Origin of the sequence: Rhodococcus sp. MTM3W5.2 (assembly GCF_001984015.1) — a bacterium.
Classification (GTDB): domain Bacteria; phylum Actinomycetota; class Actinomycetes; order Mycobacteriales; family Mycobacteriaceae; genus Rhodococcus_G; species Rhodococcus_G oryzae.
The window spans coordinates 3311079-3323103 of record NZ_CP019572.1 but is presented as its reverse complement, the minus strand read 5'-3'; the positions used below and the strand labels follow the sequence as shown (position 1 = coordinate 3323103).

The following is a 12025-nucleotide window of genomic DNA, read 5'->3' as shown; positions in this document are numbered from 1 at the left end:
GCGTCCATTCGATGAGCCCGCCGCCGGGGCTCCCGGCACTACGCTTTCCGCCATGACATCCATGAACGGCAAGGTCGTCCTCATCACCGGCGGCGCGCGTGGTGTCGGGACGGAGGTCGCCCGTCGGCTGCACGCCAAGGGCGCGAGGCTCGTGCTGACCGACCTGGATGCTGAGCCGCTGCGTGCGCTGGCCGAGGACCTGGGTGGTCCCGACCGCGCGCTGTCCGTCGTCGCCGACGTGTGCGACCTCGCGTCGATGGAATCGGCTGTCGCGCAAGCGGTTGAGCAGTTCGGCGGCATCGACGTCGTGATGGCGAACGCGGGCATCGCGAGCTATGGATCCGTCCTGGCGGTCGATCCGGCCACCTTCAGGCGCGTCATCGACGTGAATGTCGTCGGCGTCTTCCACACGGTGCGCGCAGCCCTGCCCTCGATCATCGAGCGCAGGGGATACGTCCTGGTCGTCTCGTCGCTCGCGGGGTATGCCGCAGGTCCCGGCCTGGCGGCGTATCACGCGTCCAAGGCCGGGTCCGAGCACTTCGCCAACGCCCTTCGGCTCGAGGTCGCCCACCTGGGTGTCGACGTCGGGTCCGCCCACATGGCCTGGATCGACACCCCGCTCGTCCAGGACGCCAAGGCCGACCTGCCCGCGTTCACCAAGATGCTGGCCGCGCTGCCAGGCCCACTGGGGAAGACGACGTCGGTGCAGGCGTGTGGCAGCCGCTTCGTGACGGGGATCGAGAAGCGATCGAACCGGATCAACGTGCCGGGCTGGGTCGGTGCGCTGCGCTGGCTGCGGCCGCTGGTGCAGACCCCGCTCGCCGAACGCGGCATCCGCAAGATCACGCCGGTGCTGCTGCCCCAGATGGACGCCGAGGTCGCCGGATTGGGTCGCTCGCTGAGCGCCCGCACGCAGGCGCTCGAGCAGGAGTAAAAGCTCAGCTGCGGGCCGCCGCGACCGCGGACTCCAGCAGTCGCGGCGCGACGAGCGTCAGCCGCCGCCGCCTCGGCACCACCGCCCGCCGGTCGAGCACCCGGTGACCGCTCGCCTCGATCTCGTCGAGGATCGCGGAGTACAGGTCGAACGCGGCGGTGATCGCGGGCCGAGCCCGCGGCTCGAGCATCGCCAGTCCCGGCCGGGCATCGCGGTAGCCGGACCGGTTCAGCGCGACGAAATGGGCGAGGGCCCGCCGGACTCGGGGGTCCGTGGCCCCGGTGGACTGGCAGTGGCGCAGCAGGTCGCCGTCCACACCGAATACGGACAGCTCCTGCGACGGCAGGTAGATGCGTCCGCGGCGGAGGTCCTCGCCGACGTCGCGGATGAAGTTGGTGAGCTGGAAGGCCTCGCCGAGCGCGGCGGCCGCGGGCTCGGCCTCGGCGAGTGGGGTCACCGTGCCCAGGATCGGCAGCATCTGCTTCCCGATCGCCGCGGCCGAGCCGTGCATGTAGCCGCGGAGCTCGTCCATCGAGGTGTAGACGGCCCGGAATCCGGGCGCGCCTGGCAGGTCCATCCGCATGGACCCGAGGAACGCGGTGAAGTGCTCGAGCGGGATGGAGTACCGGCCGATGGTGTCGGCCACCGCCAGCACGACCGGCCGGACGTCGTCGGCCGGGGTGCCCGCGACCGCGGCCGTCAGCTCGGATTCGATCCTGTCGAGTTCGGCCAGGCAATCGGCTGCGGGTCGGCCTGCGGGCGCGTCGATGTCGACGAGGTCGTCCACGGTGCGGGCGAATCCGTACAGCGCGTACACGGCCGGCCTGCGGTGTTCGGGTAGCAGCCGGGTGGCGAGTGCATAGCTGCGGCCGTGTTCGGCGGCCAGCCGCTCGCAGTATCGGTAGGCGGTTCCGAGATCGCTCGCCACGCCGCGGTCGTCCAGCGTCGTCATCTCAGTCCCGGCCGGGGGCCGCTCCGGCGCCGGAACGGGTGTCCGCGGCGTCGGCGGCGGGCGCGGAGCGCAGCCGCAGCGGGTCGACGGTCACAAGCGACTTGGCCGCGACGATTGCCGCGAAGGTCGCGAGCAGCACGTGCACGAGGGTGTACAGCCCGATCGAGCCGTCCGGCTGGAAGACCAGCATCAGCCAGGTGGACAGGCCGACCAGGATCATCAGCGTCGTCGTCGACAGGGCGAAGCCCGCGGCGACGGCGAGCGGCCACGAGTAGTACCAGGGCAGCGCGGCGGGGGAGAGCACCACGATCGCGACCAGCGCGATCAGGATGCCCATGACGGCCTCCCTGGGAGTCCGGCGGAAGCGCCACCACACCGCAACGAGGATCACCGCCAGCGCGACCGCCGAGATGGCGCGGGTCACCTCCAGCACCGGGCCCAACCGCAGCCCCGTGAACCAGGAGGTGCTGACGGTGACGATGTGCGCCATGATCGTCGGCAGCGAGAGCCAGTTGATGATCTTCGCCGATCCCGACAGCGCGGTGAGCCACCCGATGCCGACACCCGCGATGGCAGAGGCCGCGGCGAACACGGCGGCGAACACGGCGAGTCCCGCGCCCGCGGTCTTGGCGAAAAGGACGAGCGGCGAGGGCGGGGTCCGGCCTTCGGCCACCGCACGGTCGCGTTCGTGGATCATCCAGATCCAGACCAGGAACGGCAGCGCGACGCCGGCGGTGGCCTTGATCGCGACACCGACCGCGACCACCGCGATGCCCGCGACGTGGCGCCGCTCGAGCACGAGTGCGATGCCTGCCGTCATCAGGCCCACCATCAGCATCTCGTTGTGCACGCCGCCGATCAGGTGGATCAGGACCAGCGGGTTGAGCACCGCAAGCCACAGCGCGGTCGCCTGGTTGCCGCCGAGCTGACGGGCCAGGTGCGGTACCGCCCACATGGTCAACGCGAGACCGGGCAGCATGGTCAGCCGCAGCAGCATCGTCCCGGCGATCACATTGTCGCCGGTGATCGAGGTGATGCCCTGGCCGAGCAGCAGGAAAATCGGTCCGTACGGAGCGGTGGTGGTGGTCCAGACGTTGCTCACGTTGTCGAGCAGGATGCCGGGATTGGCCACTGGGCCGACCGCGTAGGGGTCGAAGCCGTCCCGCAGCAGCGCGCCCTGCGCCAGGTACGAATACGCATCCCGGCTGAACATGGGCACCGCCAGCAGCAGCGGCGCCGTCCACACGGGGACCACCCAGCGCAGTTCGTGCAGCGTGGTCGTGCCACGCAGCGTGCAGCGGCCGAGGCGGACCCACGCCGCGATCATCAACAGCACGCCGACCCACACGAGGATCGTCGACAGGATCAGGCCGTGCCCGAAGCGCAGCCAGGACAGGTGCAGCGCCTCGAGGAGCGGATCCTCACGTCGAACGCTGCCCGAGCCGAATCCGCCGAAGGTGATCATCGATGCGCCGACCAACCCGAGGACCGCGGCGTGCCCCGCCTCGCTGCGCGCGAACCCGGCGACCGCGCGGAGACGCCCGGCGCTCGGGGCCTGGTCGCGGCTGTCGCCGGTTTTCCTGTCAGCAGCGGGAAGTGGGGACGTCATCGGTACGGATCTTCCCCCATGGCTGTGCGTTGACTGCGGTCCGGCCGGGCAGTACTCGTCGGCGGAATGCGTGGACAGCTGGTTAGTTTAGTGGCTCGGTGTTCCGCAGCGGGAAACGCCTTGATCGCGCGGGGTGTGTCTGTGACCTGGCACGCAGTTCGCCCGCGATCCGCTGGGCGGCGAGCTTCCCGGAGACGAGCACGGTCGGCACCCCGACCCCCGGTGTGGTGCCGGACCCGGCGAGCACCACGTTCTCGGCTCCGGTGTCGAGGTTTCCGCGCCGGAACGGTCCGGTCTGCACGAAGGTGTGGGCCGCGGCGAACGGGGTGCCCGCGGCCATCCCGCGGTCGGCCCAGGTCTGCGGGGTGTCGATCAGGTCCACCCGGAACGTCTCGGCGATCCCGGTGTAGCCGCGCCGCTCGAGCTCGACGAGCAGCTCGCGGACGTACGGCCGCCCGAGGGCGGCCCAGTCCAGCGGGGCGCTGTGCAGGTTCGGGCACGGCGCCAGCACAGACAGTGGTTCGTGCGGCACACCGTCACGGTCGATCAGCAGTCCCGGGTCGGTGACCGCGGGGCGGGTGAGCAGCAGGGACGGGTCGCTCATCAGCCTGCCGCGACCGCGGCGCGCGGTGATCTCGGCGAACGTCTGCTCCCATGCCGCCCCGAAGTCGATGGTGTGGTGGCCCGAGTCGGTCCAGCGCGCGGCGACGGAGGCGGGGATGGTGCCGTGCGCGACGACCGCCGAGGGGGAGTGCCGGACCGGCCGCCGCGGCCACGTCCGACGCGGGAGCAGGGCACTCCCGCCGCCGAGGTCCGCGGTCAGGACCACGGCGTCGACCTCGAACCCCGATCCGTCGGCGGCGATCACCCTCGTCGCCCGACCGTTCCGGTAGTCGATCCGGCTCACCTCGGTCCCGAGTGCGAGCGTGCCGCCCGCGCCGGTGAAGGCGCCTGCCATGGCCTCGGCGATCGCCCGCATGCCGCCGTCGGGGAAATACACGCCCATCGAGGTGTCCATGTGGGCGATCGCGCCGTAGATGCCGAGCGCCCGCGCCGGGCTCAATCCCGCGTAGAGCGACTGGAAGGTGAAGATGCGCTGCAGCCGCGGGTCGCGGAGGTACTTCTCGACGCGTGGCCCCAGCCTGCCGAAGCCGCCGATCCGGACCAGCGTCGACAGGTCCGCGAGCGCCGCGCGCGAACCGACCAGGTCGAGCGGCGAGTCGAAGTTCGCGTCGATGAACCGGTCGAACTCGGCCGTGAAGATCCGCTCCAGCCAGGAGCGCAGCCGCAGGTAGCGGCCCGCCTCGTCGGGACCGCACGCCCGGGTGACCTCCGCCGCCATCGCGTCCGGGTCCGAGTGCACGGCGATCGCCCCGCCGTCCGCGAATCGCGCGTGATATGCCGGGTCCAGCCGGTGCAGGCGCAGCGGCGGGGACACCGACCCGAAGTCGGCCCCGACCGCGGCCAGCGCCTCGGCCACCAGGTCCGGCATGGTGAGAACGGTTGCGCCGCTGTCGATCTGGTAACCGGGTCCGTCATACACGCCGACCCGGCCGCCGACCGACCGATCGCGTTCGAGGAGGGTGACCGCGCGGCCGGTGCCCAGCAGGTGCAGCGCGGCCGACAGTCCGGACAGCCCCGCCCCGACGACCACCACGTGATCGGTGCGACCGGGGACCGTGCGCAGGCCCACGCCGATCAGGCCGTACGACGGGTGGCGGCCAGCGCCATCGCGCGCAGGCTCTGCTTGGCCGACTCCGTTGCGGTGCTCGTGTCCAGGGCGCGCAGGCCCCTGGCGGTGAGCTCGTCGATGCGGCGCTCGACCTCGTCCACCGCGCCGAGATCGGTGATGATCGCGCGCAGTCGCTGCACCTGCTCCTCGGTGAGATCGGTGCCGATGCTGCGCCGCAGCACGTCCGCGGTGCCCCGGTCGCCGGCGTCGGCCCGCAGCAGGGCCTCGGCGAACAGCACGGTCCGCTTGCCCTCGCGCAGGTCGTCGCCGGAGGGCTTCCCGGTGACCGCCGGGTCCCCGAACACCCCGAGAAGGTCGTCGCGGAGCTGGAAGGCGATGCCGATGTCGGTGCCGAACTCACGATAGGCGGCGATCAGATCCGGATCGGCCGCGGCGAGGGCGGCGCCCAGGTGCAGCGGTCGCTCGATCGTGTACGCCGCCGTCTTGTAGCGATTGATCCGCAACGCAGCGGCCACCGACTCGTCGGCGGTCACCTCGGTGCTCACGTCCAGGTACTGGCCCCGAGGACCTCGGTGCGCATCGCCGACCACACCGGGCCGAGCCGGACCTGGGCGGCGGCGTCGACCCCGGACTCGCGGACCATGTCGTCCGCCCAGGCCAGCGCGAGATCGCCGAGCAGGATGGCCACGGATTCACCGAACTTCGCCGGTTCGCCCGACCATCCGCCCGAACGGTGCCGGTCGGCGAACTCGACGTGCAGGGTGGGAAAGCCCCTGCGGGTGCGGGAGGAGTCGATGATGTCGTCGTGCACGAGGGCGCACGCCTGGACCAGCTCGAGCGCGGCGCACGCCCGCAGCACCGCGGCGGCGTCGGGACCGGTCGGGTCGCCACCGGCGCCCAGCCAGCCCGTCCAGGCGAACGCGGGCCGGACCCGCTTGCCGCCGCGCAGGACGAAGGCCTCCAGCGCGGTCGTTGCGTCGGTGAACGTGCCGCCGACGGCATCGGTGATCGGCCTGCGACTGTCGAAGAACTCGCGCAGTGCCGTCTCGACGGCGGTGGGCAGCGACTCGGTGGCCTCGGGGGAGGCGGCGTGGGCGGACAGGGTGTCCTCCTCGGTGATTGCCCCGGGAATTGCCCTGGGAAGGTGATCGACACCCTCACCCTAGTGGTCCGTCGAAGTCGCCCTCGCTGCCCGCCACTATGATTGTCGAGTGACATTCGATGCCGTCAGGGGACGGTCAAGCGAGGGCTGGGTGACCCAGACCCCGTCGATCGTGGACCGGATCGGTTCGAGCGGCGGGCGGATTCCCTTCTCGGTGGAGTTCTCGCCGCCGCGCGATGCCGATGCGGAGGCGCGTCTGTGGCGCGCGGTCCGGGAGTTCGAGCAGATGCAGCCCGCGTTCGTCTCGATGACCTACGGGGCAGGCGGATCGACAAGGGACCGGACCGTGCGCGTCACCGGTGCCCTCGCCGAGGAGACCACGTTGCTCCCGGTCGCCCACCTGACCGCCGTCGGCCACAGCGTCGACGAGCTGCGTGCGATGGTCGGCGCCTACGCGGACCGCGGCATCAGCAACATCCTGGTGCTGCGCGGCGATCCGCCGGGCGATCCGCTCGGCGAGTGGGTCAGGCATCCCGAGGGCGTCGAGTACGCCGAGGAGCTGGTCCGGCTGGTCCGCGACCTCGGCGACTTCCACGTCGGTGTCGCGTCCTTCCCCGAGGGGCACTTCCGCGCGCCTGACCTCGACCACGACACCAGGTATCTGGTCTCCAAGTTGCGTGCCGGGGCCGAGTACTCGATCACCCAGATGTTCTTCGACGTCGAGGACTACCTGCGGCTGCGCGACCGGGTCTCCCGGTACGACGTCGAGCAGGGTGCCAAGCCGATCATCCCGGAGATCATGCCGATCACGTCGCTGCGCTCGGTCAAGCGGATGGTGGAGCTGTCCGGATCGCAGCTGCCGCGCGAGCTCTCGGAGCGGCTGGATCGCGCGGCGGGACACGGACCGGAGGAGAACCGCGCCGCGGTCCGTGAGATCGGCATCGAGCTCGCCACCGAGATGAGCGAGCGGTTGATCGCCGAGGGCGCACCCTGCCTGCACTTCATCACGCTGAACTTCGCCCGCGCGACCCGCGAGGTGCTGGCCCGCCTCGGACTGGCCACCTCGGTCAGGTAGCGCTTCGCGCCCGTGCGCGTGTTGCACCCCACCCGGGGTGCAACACGCGCACAGTGCGTCAGCGCCTCGGGTGCCTGCTGAAGTACGCCATCGCGCCGACCACGAGCGCGACGCCGAGCGTGACGCCTGCGACGATGCCTGCCCAGCCCGCGAAGCCGCGGGTGCTGGGGTCGGCGTACCGGGTCTCCGCGCGGAGCGTGCTCACCTCGCCGGGCGGCAGCTTCCAGGTGACGATGGAGTCGGCGTCGCGGGTTCCGTTGGTGGTGTTCACCCGCGCGGGGAAGGCGACGCTGAACTGGACGTCGCTGCCGTCGGGCACCGATTTGAGGTCCGCCTTGCCCTCGAGGACCACAACATCGCCGTTGCGCCGGAAGTCCAGCTGGATGGAGCTGCCGGTCTGGCTGGACATCGCCCCGAGCTGCTGGACCTCGCCGAAGGTCAGGTCGCTGAAGAAGGCCTGACTGCCGACGTAGCCGTCCTGCTTGTACGCCTGCACCCGCACCTTCGACGTCAACGAGTCCGGTGGGATCAGCTCCGGGCCCTTGTCGTTGTCGTCCGCGGGAACCGTCGCGGCGACGATCTGTCCCGACACCCGGTCGTCGGGTGAGACGCCGAGTGATGCCTGGACCCGAAGGCACCCGCTGAGCACCGGGATGCAGATCAGGAGGAGCACGGACAGGGCGAACAGTCGGACGCGGGATCGACTTCGGACATCGGAGTGGGGCTGCTGCACAGCGTTATCGTGCCAGGCAGCCATGCAGGTGTCAGGCGGTAGGGGTGCGCGGCGTGGCGGATCCGGTGGTTCCCGGCCCGCTCATCGGTGCAGCACCCGGCGCAAGCCTCCGAACCGGGCGTCGGACAACGCGATCCGCGCGGCGCTGCGCCCACTCGACCCGGACACTCCGCCGCCCGGGTGGGTGGACGCGCCGGTCAGGTACAGCCCCTTCGCGCCGGGCACCCGGTGTCCCGACAGTTCCGGCAGGGGTCGCCACATGAACATCTGGTCCAGCGACATCTCGACGTGCATCACGTTGCCGCCGATCAACCCCATCTCGGACTCGAGGTCCGCGGGGGTCTGCACCAGCCGGTGGCGCACCGAGTCCGTGAATCCCGGTGCCAGCCGCTCGATCTCGGCGACGATCCGGTCACCCTCGGATTCGGCGAGGTCCGCCCAGTCGCGTCCGCCGGTGAGGGCATAGGGATGCCACTGCGACCAGAGCGTCGCCTGGTGTTCGCCTGCGGGGGTCAGGCTCGGGTCGATTCCGCTGAAACTCATGGCGAGGACCGCGGGGACGGGGGAAGCTCGCCCGCCAGCGCCGCGCCGTGCGCGAGCCTCAGCTGTGCGCGATCGGAGACCAACAGCTGCAGCCCGGAGGTGACGGTCTCGCCAGCAGGGGCGCTGGGATAGCAGGGGAGCGAATCGGTTCCGAGGCGGACCACCATGCCGATCCCCGGCCCGACCCGGATCCGGCGGCGCCACCCGTCCAATTGCGTCCGGTCGTGGCCGCCGCGCTCGAGCAGGTCGAGGGTGGTCAGGATGTGGCATCCGGCCACCACCGTCCTTGCGTGGATCTCGTGGCCCTTGGCGGTGCGGACCGTCCAGCCCTTCGGCGTGCGGCGCAGCTCGGTCACCGCGTCGCCGAGTCGCACCGATCCACCGTCCGCGGCCAGCCGCGACGCCAGGGCCCGGGTGAGGGCGCCGCTGCCGCCGACGGCCCGGCCCGGCGGCAGGGTGTGCATCAGCGCCGCGAACCCGACCATCGGGGCGGTGCCCGGCTCGGACATCGGTGGCCCCGACTGAGCGCCGAACCAGGCCAGTGCCGCCTTGAGGCGCTCATCGTCGAAGTAGTTGTCCAGCAAGCTGTCCCCGGAGGCGAGGAACTCCCGTGAGAACGCCGCGGCGCCTGCGCCCCGATCGAGGGTGCCGAACGAGCGGGCCAGCCTCCCACCGGTCGGCGGCCCGGCGAACGCCCGCATCACGCCCGCGGTGCGCGGACCCCAGGTGTCGACGAACTCTCGGTATGCCCTCGCGTCGGCGGCCCCGCAGGACTCGGCGATGGAGGCGCAGGTCCGTTCGAGGCTGCGGTGGAAGATGATGCCCGGCCGGCCGGACTCTGGCGGCGCGGGTGCGAATGCCCAAGGGTCGCAGTCGAGATAGCGCAGTCCGTGCGAGGCGAGGTCGAGGTCCTCGATGATGCCGGTGTGCCGGATCATGATGTGCGCGGACGAACCCCGGTCCACCTGATGGCCGGGGAACCGTTCGACGGTGGACACCGCGCCGCCCAGTACGGTGTCGCGCTCGAGAACCTCGACCGACCAGCCGGACCGGGCGAGATAGCACGCCGACACCAGCGCATTGTGTCCGGATCCCACCACCACCGCGTCGATCATCTGTCCAGGCTATCGGCTGGGGGAGTGCGCGTTCTCGGTCCCTTCGGCTGCGAGCGGCAGCAGGCGCCCCAACACTGCGAACGGCCTGTTGTCCCCGGTGAAGGTGAAATGCCGCACCACATCGGTGAATCCGAGCCTGCGATAGAGACGCCAGGCGCGGTTGTCCTCGTCGTCGACCTCGGGGGTGGACAGCAGTACGTGACTCTCCTGCCGGTCGTCGAGGAGCCTGCGGAGCAACGCCTCGCCGGTGCGGTGTCCCTGTGCGGCACGTGCCACATGGAGTTCGGTCAGCTCGAAGTAGTCGCCGAGGACCTCATGGATCCGCCGTTCGTCGGCGCCGGAACGGTGCATCCCCTCGCGCACCTGCTGGTGCCACCACTGGTGCGGGGCGCCCCGGTAGCCGTAGGCGATGCCGACCATTGTGCCCTCGCTCGAGCTGGGATCGTCGCCGTCGTCGGGGAGGACCGCGGCGACCGCGCGCCAGCCGGGCCGATGGGTGTGTTCGGTCCACATCGGGGCCCGGTGGAACTCGGTCCCCTTCGGGTAGTCCATGGCCTCGACGTAGATGGCCAGCGCCTCGGGCATGCGGCGCCGTAGTTCCTGCGCGGACAGCTCGACCAGCAGCGGTGTCGTGTTGATACCGACCGGACTCACCCTCTCTCTTGACGACGTGTCGGTGGGGGCAGCTATATTGAATATGTCGAACGAATGTTCGATGTCGGCAATCCGGCGAAGCGCGAGGGAAGCGGGCTTCGCCGGATTCCGACCCTAAGGCCTGACCGGTCGTACCGGCGGGTGGCGTGGTTGCGCAGGAGGTGTTCGGAAGATGGCAAGTCAGGCAGTTCAGGCAGCGGCAGCCCTCCGGGTGGGGGCTCCTGCGTCATCGGCACGACACACGGTGTCGCGGGTGGAGGCCCCGGTGTCGCGCCGCGCGCGGGCGCTGCTCGATCGCGCGGACACGCTGCTGGCCGAGGCGGCGGGGGCGCGGGACGCGTCCGAACGATTCCGCTCCGCGTACCTCGCCGCGCTCCGTGGCGCCGGGGCCGCGCTCGGCGGTGAGCAACGGCCACGCACCGGATCGCGTAGCGCCTGGGTGCTGCTCGCGCGCGCCGAACCGTCGCTCGCGGGGTGGTCGGAGTTCTTCGCCGGGTACTCGGCCACCAGGGCGGCCATCGAGGCCGGCATCTCGCGCACGATCACGCTGGGCGAGGCCGATGAATTCCATCGCGAGGTCTCTCGATTCCTCACCGCGGTCGAGGATCATCTCGGTGGCGACAATCACCTCGATGGCACGCCGCACACGTTGGTGGGGAGGTCTGCCTAGCAGGGGATCTGCGGTGCGAGCGAAATAAGTTGGCATCTCGTCGATGGACTAGGTGGTACGCCGCCACGTGTACTCGTATCATTGACGACAGGTAGCCGCCAACGTCGGAAACCCGCCGCTTCGTCCCAACGGATCGGTCGCCACCTTTAGTGCCGGGGAGGTACCGTGCCACTCTCCGAGCACGAGCAGCGGATGCTCGATCAGATCGAGAGCGCGCTTTACGCCGAAGATCCGAAATTTGCTTCCTCCGTGAGGGGAGGCCGTATGCGTGCGGCTTCGAGCAAGCGTCGACTTCAGGCTGGAGCTCTCTTCTTTCTCGGACTCGTCCTCTTGGTCGCGGGCGTCGCGCTCCCGTTCAAGCCGGGCGGTTTCCCGATCATCAGCCTGCTCGGTTTCGTAGTGATGTTTGGAGCCGGGGTTCTGTTCCTCATGCGGGGATCGAAGAAGGGCCTCTCGGCAGTGCCTGACGAGGCCGGCAGGCCCGCGAAGGGGTCGGTCGCAGGCAAGCGCGCTGACGGCCGTAAGGGCGGCAGCAGCGGGGGATTCTCCTCGCGCATGGAAGACCGGTTCAAGCGGAGATTCGAACAGGAGTAGCCGAAACGCCGTCGCGGAGGCAAGAGTCCGGACGGCAGGCAACAGCGGAGCGGCGTGACACCCAGGTGTCACGCCGCTTTTGCGTTGGTCGTGTCGGTGGTGTCGGCTCGGATCCCCACCTTCCCCCCACATTCGCCCCACTCTTCCCCCACATTCCTCCCCGGGCCCGGTTGGGCTCGGGCTGAGTGCCTCGCCGCATCCGTCTGACCTGGGATTTCAGTACGGGCTGGTGGCGTACCTCGCCGTGACGCCCCGGCAGTGGGGAAGATCGCACAGTTTTTCCCCACATCGCACCACCGCTGTGAACTGGTCTTTTGATGCAGATTGGGGGCACGGAACCCTAAATTGGCA

General features: G+C 70.4%; 9 protein-coding genes and 2 pseudogenes. 4 read left to right on the top strand and 7 right to left on the bottom strand.

The features are described 5' to 3' along the window. The first annotated feature begins 52 nt into the window (after positions 1-52). Positions 53-934: an SDR family oxidoreductase gene (locus BTZ20_RS15110; protein WP_077041940.1), complete on the top strand. Its 882-nt coding sequence runs from the start codon at positions 53-55 to the stop codon at positions 932-934. A gap of 4 nt (positions 935-938) precedes the next feature. On the opposite strand, the gene BTZ20_RS15105 is transcribed toward BTZ20_RS15110, so the two are convergent. From BTZ20_RS15105 to BTZ20_RS15090, 4 genes and pseudogenes are all read right to left on the bottom strand, one after another. Beyond that, complete coding sequence (locus BTZ20_RS15105; protein ID WP_077041939.1) at positions 939-1886, bottom strand: phytoene/squalene synthase family protein; 948 nt, start codon at positions 1884-1886, stop codon at positions 939-941. Between the two features lies 1 nt (position 1887). Further along, positions 1888-3495, bottom strand: coding sequence for an alpha-(1->6)-mannopyranosyltransferase A (locus tag BTZ20_RS15100; RefSeq protein ID WP_083742690.1), 1608 nt, complete (start codon positions 3493-3495; stop codon positions 1888-1890). Positions 3496-3577: 82 nt separating this feature from the next. Further along, positions 3578-5194, bottom strand: a complete 1617-nt coding sequence (gene crtI, locus BTZ20_RS15095; protein WP_077041938.1) for a phytoene desaturase family protein — start codon at positions 5192-5194, stop codon at positions 3578-3580. Next, positions 5194-6290, bottom strand: a pseudogene (locus BTZ20_RS15090) (polyprenyl synthetase family protein). The gene crtI and the pseudogene BTZ20_RS15090 overlap by 1 nt, the downstream one beginning before the upstream one ends. Positions 6291-6441: 151 nt before the next feature. Here BTZ20_RS15090 and metF point away from each other — a divergent pair. Then, positions 6442-7365 (top strand): methylenetetrahydrofolate reductase [NAD(P)H], encoded by a 924-nt coding sequence (gene metF, locus BTZ20_RS15085; RefSeq protein ID WP_223263800.1) that lies wholly within the window; start codon positions 6442-6444, stop codon positions 7363-7365. Positions 7366-7423: 58 nt separating this feature from the next. Here metF and BTZ20_RS15080 read toward each other — a convergent pair whose 3' ends face one another. The 3 genes and pseudogenes from BTZ20_RS15080 to BTZ20_RS15070 form a co-directional block, all read right to left on the bottom strand. Continuing rightward, a complete protein-coding gene (locus tag BTZ20_RS15080; protein WP_077041936.1) occupies positions 7424-8122 on the bottom strand; it encodes an LppM family (lipo)protein in 699 nt (232 codons plus the stop codon). A gap of 57 nt (positions 8123-8179) precedes the next feature. Then, positions 8180-9756, bottom strand: a pseudogene (locus BTZ20_RS15075) (phytoene desaturase family protein). A gap of 9 nt (positions 9757-9765) precedes the next feature. After that, positions 9766-10410, bottom strand: a complete 645-nt coding sequence (locus BTZ20_RS15070; protein WP_077041935.1) for a GNAT family N-acetyltransferase — start codon at positions 10408-10410, stop codon at positions 9766-9768. Positions 10411-10663: 253 nt separating this feature from the next. Here BTZ20_RS15070 and BTZ20_RS15065 point away from each other — a divergent pair, with 253 nt between their 5' ends. Both BTZ20_RS15065 and BTZ20_RS15060 read left to right on the top strand, forming a co-directional pair. After that, the gene (locus BTZ20_RS15065; protein ID WP_223263353.1) at positions 10664-11080 is read left to right on the top strand and encodes an SAV_6107 family HEPN domain-containing protein; all 417 of its coding nucleotides are present in this window, start codon (positions 10664-10666) and stop codon (positions 11078-11080) included. A 165-nt stretch (positions 11081-11245) separates the two neighbouring features. After that, positions 11246-11674 carry a DUF3040 domain-containing protein gene (locus tag BTZ20_RS15060; RefSeq protein WP_077041934.1) on the top strand — a complete coding sequence of 143 codons (429 nt, stop codon included), beginning with the start codon at positions 11246-11248 and terminating at the stop codon, positions 11672-11674. The last annotated feature ends 351 nt before the right edge of the window (positions 11675-12025 follow it).